We start from the raw sequence: 16,228 nt of genomic DNA on the forward strand, positions 1-16,228 counted from the left end.
TTGGGTGAATAAGCTACAAGCAAGAGAGGAAGCGAGCAAGCTGCAGCTTGAACTGAAGTATAATGACGCTATGAATCAAGCCGTTGATGATGCAGCCCGTACACTGCAGATATCTGCTGTGTGGAAGGAAACGGAGGAAGGATATGAGTCACAGAAGCGGCTGGAACTGCGTCGTAATGATGCGATTAATTCATTCTTTATGACGTTATTTCTTAACTTTGGTTTATGGAATGAGGAGAAAGAGCAGGATGAATTGAAGCGATATATTCCGGTGATTGCAATCATTGGCTATGATGGTGTTGATATGTATGCTGAGGATGAATATATCGGCCAAAATGGTGAATCCCAGATGCAGCATGTATGGAAGCCGAAGTTGCCTTATGGGTTTATGGATCAAGGTGGAAATGTGATCGGATTTACGTTAGATGATTATATTACCGTGTATCGTCCATCATCGGGGAGCTGGCTTGCAGGATATCAACGGGAGTTAAAAAGCACGGCTGCAGATGTTCCGATACTACAGGATGATCAGTTATTTGATGCGGTAAGACGTACGACAATCGTAGATACCATTCAACAAGCGCTGGCCAACACCATCAATGAACACAACGAACGGGCTTTACGAAATGGTGTCTCCTATACGTTCACCTTGCCTTCCATTTCAGATGAAGAATGGCATAATACCATCAACGACGTGGGTGTTATGGCCTTCATACAAGGTTTGCCTTTAGGCTATTCTTCGTATAATCATTATGCTCTCGGCGGCTCACGGCTGCTTAAGAGAAACAATTATCATGGCGTAATCATGAATGGCATTAAGTATGCATTCCCCGAAAAATGCGCTCCATCGAATGCTTTGGAATCCTATCATTCAGCAGCTGATGCGGCCAAACAAGGATATTTTTTGAAATCATGTCCCTAATGCTATTTCAACTTAATAGGGGTCTTTGCTGTAATACATATCGCAAAGCGACGTTTTAATGAGCCGTCCTGAAAACAGCAGGGCGGTTGTTTATTTTACTGTAAATTTGCTGGGGCTGCTTCTGATTCACAAATTTAAACGCAGTTTGCACAATAATAAGATTATGTAAATCTATTGCTTCAATTCGGATGGTACCTCATCATATAAGAAATGAAGGAACAATGAAGATATATTCGTGCGAAATAGAAGAGGAGTAACAGGAATCGGATGAGAACCTATTGGCATGGAGTTAGAGAAACATTTGTGACCGCATTGCGGCTAGGATTGACTTCTTTTGGAGGGCCGGCTGCGCATATAGGCTACTTTCATAAAACCTATGTACAGCAGTTGAAATGGTTAGACGATCAGCAGTTTGCTGAATTGCAGGCGATTAGTCAAATGCTTCCCGGCCCATCCAGCAGCCAACTTGGAATTGGAATAGGTATGAAGAGAGCTGGATGGCTTGGAGGGGCGATGGCGTGGTTGGGCTTTACGCTGCCGTCTGCTTGTCTGCTTGCCTTATTTGCCTTCGGAATTAGTTGGCTGCCCAATCAAGATCCTGGGTGGCTGCAAGGATTGAAGCTTGCGGCAGTTCCGATTATTATTCAGGCGTTATGGGGAATGAATAAACAATTGACACCTGACGCGCTTCGAAGAACGATCGCAATTGTTGCCGCAATCCTATCCCTTCTTCTTATCGGCGTTTACGGACAGCTCCTTATTATGGGGGGGGCACTTGCTGCAGGTGTCGTCCTATTCCGAAATCGGGCGGAAAATAGCGAACCAGCGATCAGGACCAATCAAAACCAATATGAGTGCATTGAAGAAGGGAAGTCAAACATTTCACGTACATTTGCAAAATGGATGACTCTGTTATTTTTCGGACTGCTTATCGGGTTGCCAATGCTGGCGTATTATATACCAAGTGTAGTGACACAGCTTATGGAAATCATGTATCGTACCGGGTCAGCGGTGTTCGGTGGCGGACATGTTGTTCTTCCTGTACTGAAGCATGAACTGATGACGGCAGGGTTGCTGGATGATTCTTCACTGCTCGCAGGGTATGGGGCAGCACAAGCAGTACCAGGGCCTTTGTTTACATTTGCAGCATTTGTAGGTGCTTCTATTCATTCAGGTGGATTTGGAATCGTTCTTGCCATCGTTGCTACTTTATTTATTTTTCTCCCTTCTTACCTGCTAATGGGGGCAATACTCCCTTATATGTCGCATGTTCGGCAATGGAGAAGTGTTCGGGCAGCTTTTCAAGGGATCAATGCCGCTGTTGTAGGGTTGCTGCTTGCAGCACTTTACGATCCTGTCCTCACAACATCGGTAACGAGTCCGATTCACATGTGTATCGTGCTAATTGGTATATTATCACTAATTGTATGGAGGCAATCGCCCTGGATTACCGTTCTGCTGTCAGCCATGCTAGGTATACTGTTGTTGTAAGCGGTGATGTAAAGATTATTTACAAATAAAAAATACGCCATTCGAACGTTCGCAGGTAGTTACATCATTGAACGATTGAATGGCGTATTCCTTTTACGAATGACACTTTGACAGAGATTGAAATCCACTTTATATTAATCGCGACTGCAAATAATTAAGAGGTAGCCTTCTCGCACACGAACCGAAGCAGTATCACCGTCATCCCATTCGTTGCTTATTCCTAGGGATTGTCCAATCTGCAGGGTTGCATCATAAAGCGGGTACTTAAATCCAGTTAACGTAATACCAGTTACTGTTGAGCTCAGTGGCAGCAATGATACATACGGGAAGGAATTCGTCTGTAATGTAACACTCGAATTCGTTAGCATAATGATATTGTGTTCGTCAACGATTTGACACTTAATTCCTTCATCGACGGCTTTGCGCAATAAATGAATATTAGACAGCGTATGATCAAGTCTCGTGCCGGTTACGCCGAATAGCGTAATTTGCGTTGGTTTCATTGCGAGAGCATGATTGAAAGCAAGTTCGGTGTCGGTATAATTTTTATCGACGGCGTCACAATCCATGTATTTCCGGCTCGAAGCGCGGATATGCTCCCGTTCATCCTCTGTTACGGAGTCGAAATCTCCTAAGGCCTGATCGGGAATAATGTTGTGCTGTACCAGATAGAGAGCTCCTCGATCAGCGCCGATGATGTAATCCATCGTACGAATCTGGTCTGCTATTTTCTCGGAAATGGTTCCACCCGCTACAATGGCAATATGAGCGGGTGTTGAAGTAACCTGTTGATCGTTTGACAACGTTATGACCTTCCTTTATATCGCAATGAGTATGATGACAAGTTGAATCCCTCCCATTATATCGAAATTTGAATGGGGAACCAAATAAATATATCCATTTGCAATAAATAAAGACTGCCGATACAATAAGTGAATCTTAACAGGATATACACCTTACATAATGAAACACTAAGTAAGGCAAGAAGCTATGGTATATAGAAAAGGGAGGAATGTTACGTGGCTGAAAGTACGAAGGTGAACGTGTTGTTCGTATGCCTGGGAAATATATGCCGTTCTCCTATGGCTGAAGCTGTATTCCGTGAGCAAGTGGAGCAAGCAGGCTTAGATCAGGTGATTCAGGTGGATTCAGCAGGTACAGGAGATTGGCATATAGGTCATCCTCCGCATGAAGGAACTCGCAAGCTATTGGACGAACACGGGATTACTTATGAAGGGATGAGAGCACGACAGCTTCATCCGACAGATTTTCAAACCTATACGTACATCGTATGTATGGATCCGAGCAACGAACAAAATGTGCTGGCGTGGGAAGGCTCGGACAACAGAACATCTGAAGTTCTGCGATTTATGACTTTGCTTCCTGAAGAGAACCTGGAAGAGGTGCCTGATCCGTACTATACAGGCAATTTTGAAGAAGTATATCGTTTAGTTCAAGCAGGGTGTGTACGATTGTTAGAGCGGATTAAAGAGAAACATCCTTTGATGTCATAAAAAATTTATGGGTTTGATGAAAAGTAGTGACATACATCCTTGTATGCCACTACTTTTTTTATGTTTAATAGGGGTGTTCCTCATCAATGCTTGTATGCTCATATGGAAATGGACAAGCAGCTAGTCAAGAAAATGACGAAGAGCATCTGGGACGTGTTTTTGCCAGAATCCCCACAAATGATGCCCTTCATGCTCACCATAGAGAACATGAGCATTTCGATCCGTAAACAGCTTGTGTGTATCCCGATTTAATTCAACAAAATTATAAGTCCCTGTATCGGTTGTGAACGCAGTCTCTTGCAGACCGACGATCATAAAGAGATGCAGCCATGATAGATCCTGCTCCTGCGCGATAAGCTGCTGCGAGTATGGGTAGTAGGCGCCGGACAAGGAGATTACCTGACGGAATTTGTCAGGATATTTTAGCGCTAGATGTAGGGAAACAGTGCCACCGAGTGAATCACCTGCGAGCGTGATTTCTGTCCAATCGGTGCGTACTGGATACATTCGCTCAATTGCAGGTACAATCTCTTCTGCAAAGGCGCGAGTATAGGATTCAAATCGTTCTCCATCCGGGGAATACTCAGAAGTACGGATTTTCTTATTCACATCAACTCCAACGATGATGAATGGCTCCATGTCACCTTCGATAATGAGCTGATTCGCGTGTGTCGCAATACGACCAAAATTAAAGAAATCTTCTCCGTCCTGACAATAGACAACGGGATAACTGAGTATTTCCTGATATCCTGGCGGCAAATAGACGCGAACGTGACGACTGCCTCCTTCAAGATATTTGCTTGGAATGTCGTGTTTTACAATGGTTCTCTTGAATATTGAAGAATCTGACATGCATAGCACCGCCTCATGCAAAATTTTATCAATGTTGGTGAATACTAATTTCGATGGTCTTGATTAGGGACTCACTATAGGAAAGAAATAAGAATCTTTGACTTTCTACTATATAATGTTCCGCGAACAAGTATCGACTATGTGAGTGAGTTCACAAATTTGTAACACCCTGTTATAGTCATTAACAACAGCTGTTATAACAACAATTCAACAAAATGTTCACTTTTTTCGCGTTTTCTTTTGACCAATCGACTAAAACAGGTGTATAATAATTCTATAACAGCGAAACAAAATCTTCAAACTTTTATTGAGGTGAAAAACATGAGCAAGTTCCCATTTGAAGTTCAGACGGAAGAGATTCAACCGTTGTCCGTCTTGTCTCCGGAAGGAGAAATTGTTAACCCGGATATGGTTCCGGATCTGACTGACGAACAATTGAAAGAAATCATGTACCGTATGGTATTTACACGTACATGGGATGATCGCGCAATCAACCTGGGCCGTCAAGGCCGCCTTGGTTTCTATGCACCGGTGTCCGGTCAAGAAGCTTCCATGGTAGGAAGCGTATATCCTTTGCAAAAAGAAGACTTTGTTGTACCAGCATATCGTGACATGCCGCAAATCGTATGGCACGGATTGCCTTTGTACCAAGCTTTCTTGTACTCCCGTGGTCATCAACATGGTGGACAAATTCCAGAAGGCGTTAACGTAATGATGCCGCAAATCATCATCGGCGCGCAAATCTTGCACGCGATGGGTATTGCAATGGGCTTCAAGTTGAAAAAGCAAGCACAGGTTGCAATCACATACACAGGTGACGGCGGTTCTTCCGAAGGCGACTTCTACGAAGGCTTGAACTTCGCAGGTGCATTCAACTTGCCAGTTATCTTCTTCGTACAAAACAACGGCTATGCAATCACAACTCCATTTGCGAAACAAACAAATGCGAAGTCGATCGCTCATAAATCCGTTGCAGCAGGTATCCATGGCATGCAAGTAGACGGCATGGACGTGCTTGCCGTTATCAAGGCTGTTCAAATCGCTGCAGAACGCGGACGCAAAGGTGAAGGCGCAACGTTGATCGAAGCGTTGACTTACCGTTACCGTCCACACTCCATGGCGGACGATACTACAAAATATCGTACAAAAGACGAAGAAGCAGAATGGGCAATCAAAGATCCACTCGTGCGCTTCGGCAAATACTTGGAGAAAAAAGGTCTTTGGACAGAAGAAGACACAGCTCGCGTAAAAGATGAAGCAAAAGCAAAAGTGAACGAAGAAATCAAACGTGCTGAAAAAACAGAGAAAATGACTGTTGCAGGCTTGATCGACAGCATGTTCGAAACTACTCCGAAATTCTTGGAAGAGCAAAAAGCGGATTTCCAATAATTCGGACAACGTTCTGAAAGTTAACGGGCCTCGTTGATGCGAGGACAACGAATCCATATATGGTTCTGTGATAACGGTAAGGAGGAAACAAGCAATGGCACAAATGAATATGAAAGAAGCAATTCGCGACGCAATGCGCGTTGAATTGAAAAGAGACCCTAATGTTGTGGTCTTTGGTGAAGACGTTGGCCATGTCGGCGGTGTATTCCGTGCGACTGAAGGTTTGCAAAAAGAATTTGGTGAAGAGCGTGTATTTGATACTCCGCTTGCAGAGTCCGCAATCGGCGGTATGGCAGTAGGTTTGGGCGTTCAAGGCTTCCGTCCTGTTGCTGAAATCCAATTCGTAGGTTTCATCTATGAAGCACTTGACCAAATGTGCGTTCAAGCAGCACGCATGCGCTTCCGTTCCGGCGGCCGCTACAACTCGCCAATCGTATTCCGCACACCATTCGGTGGCGGCGTAAAAGCTGCAGAATTGCATACAGACTCCCTTGAAGGTTTGATGGTACAAACACCAGGTATCAAGGTTATTGTTCCTTCCAACCCTTACGATGCAAAAGGATTGATGATTTCCGCAATCCGTGACAATGATCCAGTATTCTTCATGGAACACTTGAACTTGTATCATGCATTCCGTGATGAAGTGCCAGAAGGCGAATATACAGTTGAAATCGGTAAAGCCAAAGTTGTTCGTGAAGGTAAAGACGTAACAATTCTTGCATACGGCTTGATGGTTCACACAGCAATGAAAGCTGCTGCTGAACTTGAAAAAGAAGGCGTGCAAGCAGAAGTTATCGACCTTCGCACATTGGCGCCGCTTGATATCGACACAATCGTTGAGTCTATCAAGAAGACGAACCGCGCAATTGTGGTACAAGAAGCGCAAAAGACTTCCGGCGTAGCTGCAGAAGTTATTGCACAAATCAACGAAAAAGCGATTCTTCATCTGGAAGCACCTGTACTTCGTATTGCAGGTCCAGATACAGTGTATCCTTTCGCACAAATCGAAGATCAATGGTTGCCATCACCAGCTCGTATCGTAGCAGGCGTCAACAAAGTATTGAACTTCTAAGATAGAACCGGAACAGAGAGAAGGAGGATTTTACTGTGGCTAAATTTGAGTATCGCTTCCCTGAACTAGGGGAGGGCCTTCACGAAGGCGAAATTATCAAAATGCACATTAAAGCAGGAGACAAGGTAACTGATGATGATATCATCATGGAAGTACAAAACGATAAAGCTATCGTTGAAGTTCCTTGCCCTGTAAATGGTACGGTATTGGAAGTATTCGCGAAAGATGGTCAAGTATGCCACATGGGCGAAGTAGTAGCGATCATCGACGCTGAAGGTGAAATTCCTGAGCAAGATATGCCAGAAGAAGCAGCTCAAGAGGAAGCAGCTCCTGCACCAGCAGCTGAAGCTCCTAAAGCTGAAGGCGTAGCAGCAGCACCTAACCGTGATGTACTTGCAACTCCAAGCGTTCGCAAGCATGCTCGTGATCTTGGCGTGAACATTGCTGAAGTTCCTGCTACTGGCAAGAACGGCAAAATCACTCGTGAAGATGTAGAAGCATTCGCTAACGGCGGAGCACCTGCAACAGCTCCAGCAGCAACTGAGGCACCTAAAGCAGAAGAAGCGAAAAAAGCAGCTCCAGCGGCAGCAGCAACTGGACGCGATGCTGAAGAAGAGCGCGTACCGTTCAAAGGTATTCGCAAAGCGATTTCGAATGCAATGGTTAAATCGGCTTACACAGCTCCACACGTTACAATCATGGACGAAGTGGAAGTTGGCGAGCTTGTTGCATTCCGCACACGCTTGAAGCCAATGATGGAGAAGAAAGGTACAAAAGTAACTTACCTTCCATTCATCGTAAAAGCACTCGTTGCAGCTTGCCGTCAATTCCCTGCGATGAACGCAATGATCGACGAAGCAAACAACGAAATCGTGTACAAAAAGTACTACAATATCGGTATCGCAACAGATACAGACAACGGCTTGATGGTTCCTGTAATCAATGATGCAGATCGTCGCAGCATCTGGATGATCGCTAACGATATTAAAGATTTGGCTAGCCGCGGTCGTGAAGGCAAACTTGCTCCGAACGAACTGAAAGGCAGCACAATCACAATCACAAACATTGGTTCCGCTGGCGGTATGTTCTTTACTCCAATCATCAACTTCCCAGAAGTTGCAATCTTGGGTACAGGCCGTATCTCCGAGAAGCCAGTTGTGAAGAACGGCGAAATCGTGGCAGCGCCAGTTATGGCATTGTCCCTCAGCTTCGACCACCGTCTGATCGATGGCGCGACAGCTCAAAACTTTATGAACTACATCAAGCAACTGCTTGCTAATCCTGAGTTGCTTGTTATGGAGGTGTAACCAAATGGTAGTAGGAGACGCATCTTTGAACATTGACACTTTGGTTATCGGGGCAGGCCCTGGCGGTTACGTGGCAGCGATTCGCGCTGCCCAACTCGGCCAAAGCGTACTCATCGTAGATAAATCCGAACTCGGCGGTGTGTGCTTGAACCGCGGTTGTATCCCATCCAAAGCGCTTATCAGTGCTGCACACCAATATGAAGTAACACAACACGCTTCTGCAATCGGTATTACTGCAGAAAACGTAAAAGTGGACTTCACAAAAGTGCAAGAATTTAAAGGCGGCGTAGTTAAGAAATTGACTGGCGGCGTAGGCGCTTTGTTGAAAGCTAACAAAGTTCAAATCTTCAAAGGCGAATGCATGTTCATCAATGAAAATGAAGCACGTGTCTTCAACGATCAAGAAGCACCGCGCTACAAGTTCAAAAACTGCATCATCGCAACAGGTTCCCGTCCAATCGAATTGAAGCCTTTCCCATTCACTGGACGCATCCTGTCTTCGACAGAAGCTTTGGAATTGCCAGAAGTTCCTAAGTCCATGATCGTTATCGGCGGCGGCTACATCGGCGCTGAGCTTGGTCAAATGTACTCCAAGTTCGGTACGAAAGTAACTGTTATCGAAGGCGCGGACATGGTTCTTCCTGGCTTCGACAAAGACATGACACAACTTGTATCGAAAAACATGAAGAAATCCAATGTTGAGATCTTCACTGGTGCGAAAGCAGAATCTGCTACACAAACAGACAAAGACGTTACTGTGAAATTCACAGTTGGCGGCGAGTTCAAAGAAGTGACAGCTGACTACTTGCTCGTAACAGTTGGTCGTCGTCCGAACACTGACGGTGAGCTTGGTCTGGACATGATCGGCGTGAAAATGACTGATCGCGGCTTGATTGAAGTTGACCACCAAGGACGCACAAGCATTCCGCACATCTTCGCTATCGGCGATATCGTTGCTGGCCCTGCATTGGCTCACAAAGCTTCTTACGAAGGTAAAGTGGCTGCAGAAGCAATCGCTGGAATGCCTAGCGTTGTAGATTACAAGTGCATCCCTGCAGTATGCTTCACAGATCCAGAGTGCGCAAGCGTAGGCTTGTCTGAATCCGAAGCGAAGGAAAAAGGCTTCAAAGTAAAAGCTGGTAAATTCCCTTATGCAGGTAACGGTCGTGCGTTGTCCCTCGGCGGAAGCGTTGACGGTTTCGTGAAAATCGTATCCGATGCTGACACAGGTATCGTCCTCGGTTCTCAAATCGTAGGTCCTGAAGCATCGAACTTGATCGCGGAAATGGGCTTGGCAGTTGAAATGGCTGCAACTGTAGAAGACTTGGCGTTGACAATCCACGCTCACCCAACACTTGGTGAAATCGTGATGGAAGCTGCTGAAGTTGTTCTTGGTCACCCAATCCACACAGTAGGTAAGTAATCCCCTCTCTCTCTGAGGGTTCTGTATACGTTCTGTTACGGTTCTGTTTATATATTTGATTTGCTTTTGCCCTTGCAGCAGCGCTGCGGGGGCTTTTTTTTACCGAGATGTGAATAGTACTGGTTATGTAAGGTGATTCATGTAATAAACAGAGATGTTTTTCTCTATATTACTAATATCTAAAGTTATCATGATCAGTACTCATTTACGGAATGGAGAGGATTACGGTGAGCAGTTTTTTTGATAAATTAAAGCAAGGTGCAGCGGAAGCAGGAAAAAAAGCACAGTCCACGATAGAGGTAAATCGGTTGAAATTTCAAATTTCTTCAAAGGAAAAAGAAATTACGGGTATTTACAGTCGTATGGGAGAATGTGTGTATCATGCCATGCAAAATGGGACAATAGAAGAAATAAGCGATCAACTGCTGCTGTTTAGTGAACAGATCAATCAGAAGAAAGCAGAAGTTCAGGATGTTGAAAATCGGATTCGTACGGTGCAGAATGAGAAACTGTGTCCGTCTTGTAGTAAACCTGCTACATTAGATACAAAGTTCTGTTCAGGCTGCGGACATCATTTTGTAGGGCATTTTTCAGAAGAGGAAGTTGTAGATATAAAAGTGATGGTTGTATGTCCAGTGTGTCAGGTAGCAAGTGATAAAGGGTCGAGCTTCTGTGCGGAATGTGGTCATAAATTCGAAGAATAATTTAAATAGCAGATCTGTATACGTTCTGTAACGGTTTATGCATTGAAATTATTTTCGCCCTTGCAGTAGTACTGCGGGGCTTTTTTATGTCAACTATCAATTATGGACATTTGGAAATGGCCGTATTACCATTCTGATATTGTGGATATAACAGGAAGTGTTAGGCAGGAAAACATCTGCACATATCCTTGAAGTGAATATAACGTTTAAACTCCAAGAGGGCAAATATTCGAATTACGATGGCAGATTAGGATATGTATGACCAAAACCTTGAAAAACCGAAGGATGGGAAAATCACTTCCATGCAGGTGAAGCTGATGGAAGGCGATCAGTTAATTCGAATATGGCTCAGTGACAGGGATGGAAATACGCATAGGTTAGCGAACAGGTATCTTGTCGATTATACACCACCAAGACTATAGAGGTCATACAGCCTCTGTTCAAGCGTGGGAAGGTCGATGGTACCTCGTAGTCTAAGAATGAAAGTATATTTACTATATCAAAAAATACAATATATTGACACAAATAGGATAAGATAATATTATGTCTGTAATAATAGTTCTGGAATAAAAAACAAGTTGAAAATGAGAGGAGGGTGAGGGTCAGAATAGGGAAGGCTAACGAGAACGTGAATTGTTGCGGAAGCCTCTGAAGTAATGAAGTATAATCTAACACAAATATGCTTGTTGTATCATCATGTAGATCAATTATTAGAATCTCAAATCACTTCCTCTTATCTTGCATAGTTTAGGTAAATACAGCGCAATGACTTGTGTAGGCAATTCTTTGAAGAGGCGTTACGATTAGTTGCCTACACGATACTATGAGTAGTTTAGAACACAAATAGTGAGTAAAAAATGGTAATCTACTACCTAAACTAAAGGGTTGCAAATGTAAAAATCTGTTGATTGCATTAGAAAAATACGGTAATATTGAAATATACGGAATCCTTGTACGCCTGTTATATTTTTCTTCCAAATAAGTATTTATAATACTAAAGTTTGCAGGAGGAACAATGGATTGGTATGCACTCTTTGTCGAAACAGGAAATGAAGAAATGGTTCAAGCATTGATTTATAAATTTTTCGATCAGTCCCTGATTCAAGCAATTGTGCCGAAACGGAAATTAAAAGAACGAAGACAAGGGAAATTCTACGAAGTGTGCAGGACGATGTTCCCCGGATATGTGTTTGTACATACGGTGCTGAATGTGGATACTTACTATGAACTCAAAAATATACCCAGGTGCTATCGGCTTCTGAACAAATTTAACTTCATTGATGAAAGTACAGGAAAGCATGTTTTCCATAAAATTGACGATGAGGAAATGGTGTACATCATTGATCTTATCAGTAAAAATGGTGAGATCGATTATTCCAATGTCTATGTGGAAAATGCCAAAGTAATTGTTCGCGACGGTCCTCTAAAGGGTAGAGAAGGAATCATTAAGAAAATTGACAAACGTAAGAGAAGAGCCCGTATCGAATTGAATTTTATGGGGAAAGAAGTCAGGTTTGATGTAGGTATTAATCTTTTGGAATAAAAAATAAAAGAATCAAAGTGAAATTCTATCGCTGCTTCGGTGCGTAGGTGTAACTTTGAGATCATAATGAGCTGATTGCGGTAGTGTAAATTTACATTTAGACGACAGGGCGAAGCTATGACCTTGTCTATAAATGATAGATGGAAGCGAAAAAAACGGTGCAGTTCAGCTTGTGAGTCTTAAAAATTCATTCATTCAGCCATTCCATGTTGAGCTTCCTCAGAAGGATTCCATCGGGGAATCCTAAGTTGTTATAGCACGGCCGAGACAAGTTCTGTTTTCATCCGGCTATCCATCGCCTAACCTAAGATCCTACACTCATACAGCTCCATTGCATTTGCGAGATTAAGCCATCCTTTAAACGTAAATATCCTGCTCCTTGAACTGCTACCGCACTGCCTTGACTGTCCCATAGTAACACTCCTCTTTTATTATAGAGGTTATCAATTTGTCTATCTATTGGATAAAGTCACTATTTCAGCACGAGTCTGTACATTATTGTTTTGTATTAGTTGAGACCTTTCCTTAAACAAATGATGTTATTTACTGTAGATGGTATGATGGCATATCAAAACAGATAGAAGTATGAAAAAATATCTGAGTTGTTATGGACAAAAAAAGATGCTGCCGCTTAAAAAACCGCCCGTTGACACGGGCGGTTTTGATTTAGGGGGATGAAAAGTGTGGAAAATAAAGCTTATAGACTCCATCAATTTAAGACCTCTTCTCTTAATTTTATAAATTACAACTATATCATAATAGATAAAGTTTCCGGTCAAGCTGCAATAGTAGACCCATCGTGGGACTTAGAATTAATAGTAAGGACATTTGAACACCTAGGAGTTCAACCTGCGTCAATTCTGTTGACTCATTCGCATATGGATCATGTTAATATGGTGAATCCATTAGTGGAACGGTATGACTCACAAGTTTTTATGTCCGCTGAGGAAATCAACTTTTATGGGTTTCGATGTAAAAATTTAAATTCCGTGCATGATTTTGATGTTCTTAATCTGGGATTTACGGAACTAACTTTTCTCTTGACACCTGGCCACACTGTAGGGGGAATGTGTTTTCTATTGACGGATCATTTATTTACAGGTGATACCATATTCATTGAGGGATGTGGTGCGTGTACATCCAATGGGGGATCACCGGAACAGATGTTTGAAAGTATCTGTAAGATAAAAAGAACCGTCAAGCCTCATGTTTGTATCTGTCCAGGACATTCGTACGGAAAAGAGCCTGGATATCCTTTGAGTTATCTGATGCATAACAACATATACTTTCAAATAGAAAAAGAGGAGTATTTTATTCAGTTCAGGATGCGTAACAACCAGAAAAATTTATTGCATTTTAAGTAATATCCGAGTCACTATGTAATACAGAAATTGGACGGGATATACATTTTGATATGTAGGAAGTGTTGGGGAATGGATAGGAGAAGAAAAGTTTTTATGTTCTCAGGACAGGGCTCTCAGTATTATCACATGGGAGAAGACCTCTTTCATAATAACGAAATATTTCAAAGGTACATGAAGAAGTTAGATCGAATCGCGTTAGACATGATTGGAAATTCAATTCTAGAACATCTGTTTGACAATAAAAAAAGAAAAATTGACCTATTTAACCGGACACTATTTAGTCATCCGGCCATTTTTATGTTCGAGTATTCAATGGCGATGACTTTTTTAGAACTTGGATTGGAACCGGATTATGTATTTGGTTCAAGTTTAGGAGAATATGCGGCTTTATCGATTGCTAATGTTGTACATGTTGAGGAGATGTTAGAGATCGTTATCAGGCAAGCTCAGCTATTTGAGGGATTTTGTATGAAGGGATCCATGTTGGCTATATTAAACATCTTTCATTCCTATGATGAGATACCTCTGATTCATAATAATAGCGAGTTAGCAGCTATTAATTTTAATTCCCATTATGTGATATCTGGTACGCATGAGAATTTGATAATGATCGAGAAATATTTGCGTAGCAAGGAGATAACGTGTCAAATGCTGCCTGTATCTTTTGCCTATCATTCAAGCTTAATCAATTCCATTGAAATTGAATTTAAGAAGTATGCATCTCAAATAAAATTTGAACGTCCGAAAGTAAAAATCTTGTCTTCATCGTATGGAAACGAAATAACAGGTGATAAAACAAAAGATTACATATGGGATGTAGTCAGAAAGCCTATTCTATTTCAAGATGCAGTAGAGTATCTTGAAAAAAAAGAGGAATGTATCTATTTCGATTTCGGCCCATCAGGTACGTTATCAAATTTTGTTAAGTATAACCTGAATCGTCATACGGCATCGGAGACTCATGCAATTGGGACTCCATTTTCAAATGATATAGATAGATTTGAGTTTATTTGTAATAAGTTTATAAGAAAACAGTTAGAGTGGAAGTGAAAAAAACGAGAAGGAAGGTGTTTTGGTTGACAAAAGAATCAATTTTCAATGCAGTTAAAGAAGCAATTGTTGAGATTCTTCCAGATATAGAAGTGCATGAGGTTCAACCTGAAATGAGTTTAAAGGACATAGGCGCGAACTCTGTAGATAGGATGGATATTATTATAAGAACAATGGAATTGACAGACATAAAAGTACCACTTGTGGAATTTGGTAAACTGAGTAATATCCAAGGCATAATAGATCTTCTTGATGCAAAGAAATAAACATCTGGGTGATAAAATGAGGAATAATCGTTCTGTTGCCATCACCGGAATGGGTGTAGTTAGCTCCATTGGGCAAGACATAACAAGCTTTGCAGCTGCTCTTCAAACGGGTAAAAGCGGAATTGGATATTTGCAAAGGAATATTGATTTAGACATCCCTGTCAAAATCGGAGCAGAAATTAGAGGCTTTACTCTCGAGAACAAAAAAGGGACTATCCATCCTAGAATGGAGAGAATTATTAACAAAATTCAAAAATGTGTGAGACGTTCTCCTGAACCCCTTCACTATGCTGTTGCTGCTGCAATAGAAGCGTGGGAAAGTTCGGGTATTTGTGATGTCGATTTTGATATGGAAAGGGTTGGACTTGTAGTAGCAGGGAATAATCTTAACCAACACTTACAATATGACTTATATGAAAAATTCAAAAAGAATCCCGAATTTGTATCTTCCAGTTATGCGTTACAATTTATGGATACAGATCATGTAGGCACATTGAGCGAACTCTTTGGAATTAATGGGGAAGGTTTCACGGTAGGCGGAGCTTCAGCAAGTGGTAATGTGGGAATAATCAAGGGTCTGCAATTAATTAGGCTTGGAATCGTTGATGTTTGTGTTGTAGTGGGTGCAGCGGCCGTTTTCTCTCCTATGGAGCTCCAGGCATTTTACAATATTGGAGCGATGGGAGGGAAAATATATCATGATCGACCTGAACAGTCTTGTCGCCCCTTCGATATTGACCATGAAGGATTCATCTATGGGCAAGCCAGTGGATGTATAATTCTTGAATCTATGGAAAGCGCCAATGCGAGAAAAACAAAAATACTGGCAGAAATACTAGGGAGTTCGATTATTCTGGATGGAAACAAACTGTCTGACCCAAATGTACATGGAGAAGAAAGAGCCATGGCCAGCGCTCTTAAGCAGGCAAATATAAGGATTGGCGAGATAGACTATATAAATACTCATGGCAGTTCTTCTCCTCTTGGGGATAGGACTGAGTTAAAAGCTATTTCAAAGATATGTGGAAACGAAAAAGAGCGTATATGGATTAACTCAACGAAAAGTCTAACAGGTCATTGTTTATACTCTGCAGGAGTGATAGAAGCAATTGCAACAGTTCTACAGTTAAATGGGGGATTTGTGCACCCAAATCTCAATCTGGAAAGGCCTATAGACGAAACGTTTAGATTTAGTAAAGAAACCTACAATGATGTATCTATCAAAGTAGCCTTAAGTAACTCTTTTGCTTTTGGGGGAATCAACACAAGTCTTATCATTCGCAAAGGTGAATATTGAATAGGAATAGGAAATGAAGTAATAACGTTTTCAA

15 protein-coding genes are annotated in these 16,228 nt (G+C 42.1%); 13 read left to right on the top strand and 2 right to left on the bottom strand.

The window, feature by feature from the left end; all coding sequences use genetic code 11:
* Positions 1–4: 4 nt before the first annotated feature.
* Both PBN151_RS07080 and chrA read left to right on the top strand, forming a co-directional pair.
* Positions 5–922 (top strand): hypothetical protein, encoded by a 918-nt coding sequence (locus PBN151_RS07080; protein WP_227774455.1) that lies wholly within the window; start codon positions 5–7, stop codon positions 920–922.
* A 267-nt stretch (positions 923–1,189) separates the two neighbouring features.
* Positions 1,190–2,413, top strand: coding sequence for a chromate efflux transporter (gene chrA / locus PBN151_RS07085; RefSeq protein ID WP_072728403.1), 1,224 nt, complete (start codon positions 1,190–1,192; stop codon positions 2,411–2,413).
* A 134-nt stretch (positions 2,414–2,547) separates the two neighbouring features.
* On the opposite strand, the gene PBN151_RS07090 is transcribed toward chrA, so the two are convergent.
* Positions 2,548–3,216 (bottom strand): thiamine diphosphokinase, encoded by a 669-nt coding sequence (locus tag PBN151_RS07090; protein WP_083545000.1) that lies wholly within the window; start codon positions 3,214–3,216, stop codon positions 2,548–2,550.
* Between the two features lie 216 nt (positions 3,217–3,432).
* On the opposite strand from PBN151_RS07090, the gene PBN151_RS07095 reads away from it, so the two are divergent.
* A complete protein-coding gene (locus tag PBN151_RS07095) occupies positions 3,433–3,927 on the top strand; it encodes a low molecular weight protein-tyrosine-phosphatase (protein ID WP_072728404.1) in 495 nt (164 codons plus the stop codon).
* 120 nt (positions 3,928–4,047) lie between these two features.
* Here PBN151_RS07095 and PBN151_RS07100 read toward each other — a convergent pair whose 3' ends face one another.
* Complete coding sequence (locus tag PBN151_RS07100) at positions 4,048–4,779, bottom strand: alpha/beta hydrolase (protein WP_065291674.1); 732 nt, start codon at positions 4,777–4,779, stop codon at positions 4,048–4,050.
* 321 nt (positions 4,780–5,100) lie between these two features.
* Between PBN151_RS07100 and pdhA the strand changes: the two genes are divergently transcribed.
* From pdhA to PBN151_RS07150, 10 genes are all read left to right on the top strand, one after another.
* On the top strand, positions 5,101–6,168 hold the full coding sequence (gene pdhA, locus PBN151_RS07105) for a pyruvate dehydrogenase (acetyl-transferring) E1 component subunit alpha (RefSeq protein WP_021253887.1): 1,068 nt from the start codon (positions 5,101–5,103) through the stop codon (positions 6,166–6,168).
* 94 nt (positions 6,169–6,262) lie between these two features.
* Complete coding sequence (locus tag PBN151_RS07110; protein WP_021253886.1) at positions 6,263–7,240, top strand: alpha-ketoacid dehydrogenase subunit beta; 978 nt, start codon at positions 6,263–6,265, stop codon at positions 7,238–7,240.
* A 35-nt stretch (positions 7,241–7,275) separates the two neighbouring features.
* Complete coding sequence (locus PBN151_RS07115) at positions 7,276–8,547, top strand: dihydrolipoamide acetyltransferase family protein (protein ID WP_072728405.1); 1,272 nt, start codon at positions 7,276–7,278, stop codon at positions 8,545–8,547.
* A 4-nt stretch (positions 8,548–8,551) separates the two neighbouring features.
* Complete coding sequence (gene lpdA / locus PBN151_RS07120) at positions 8,552–9,970, top strand: dihydrolipoyl dehydrogenase (protein ID WP_072728406.1); 1,419 nt, start codon at positions 8,552–8,554, stop codon at positions 9,968–9,970.
* 227 nt (positions 9,971–10,197) lie between these two features.
* Positions 10,198–10,674 (top strand): zinc ribbon domain-containing protein, encoded by a 477-nt coding sequence (locus PBN151_RS07125; RefSeq protein ID WP_065291673.1) that lies wholly within the window; start codon positions 10,198–10,200, stop codon positions 10,672–10,674.
* Positions 10,675–11,689: 1,015 nt separating this feature from the next.
* Positions 11,690–12,217 (top strand): antiterminator LoaP, encoded by a 528-nt coding sequence (gene loaP / locus PBN151_RS07130; protein WP_072728407.1) that lies wholly within the window; start codon positions 11,690–11,692, stop codon positions 12,215–12,217.
* A 683-nt stretch (positions 12,218–12,900) separates the two neighbouring features.
* On the top strand, positions 12,901–13,581 hold the full coding sequence (locus tag PBN151_RS07135; RefSeq protein WP_227774457.1) for an MBL fold metallo-hydrolase: 681 nt from the start codon (positions 12,901–12,903) through the stop codon (positions 13,579–13,581).
* 93 nt (positions 13,582–13,674) lie between these two features.
* Positions 13,675–14,631 (top strand): acyltransferase domain-containing protein, encoded by a 957-nt coding sequence (locus tag PBN151_RS07140; protein ID WP_227774488.1) that lies wholly within the window; start codon positions 13,675–13,677, stop codon positions 14,629–14,631.
* A 26-nt stretch (positions 14,632–14,657) separates the two neighbouring features.
* Positions 14,658–14,897, top strand: coding sequence for an acyl carrier protein (locus PBN151_RS07145; protein ID WP_072728410.1), 240 nt, complete (start codon positions 14,658–14,660; stop codon positions 14,895–14,897).
* Positions 14,884–16,194: a beta-ketoacyl synthase N-terminal-like domain-containing protein gene (locus tag PBN151_RS07150; RefSeq protein ID WP_227774460.1), complete on the top strand. Its 1,311-nt coding sequence runs from the start codon at positions 14,884–14,886 to the stop codon at positions 16,192–16,194. Before PBN151_RS07145 ends, PBN151_RS07150 begins: the two co-directional genes overlap by 14 nt.
* Positions 16,195–16,228: the final 34 nt, after the last annotated feature.

It is taken from the genome of Paenibacillus sp. NAIST15-1, assembly GCF_001894745.1.
GTDB lineage: Bacteria > Bacillota > Bacilli > Paenibacillales > Paenibacillaceae > Paenibacillus_B > Paenibacillus_B suaedae.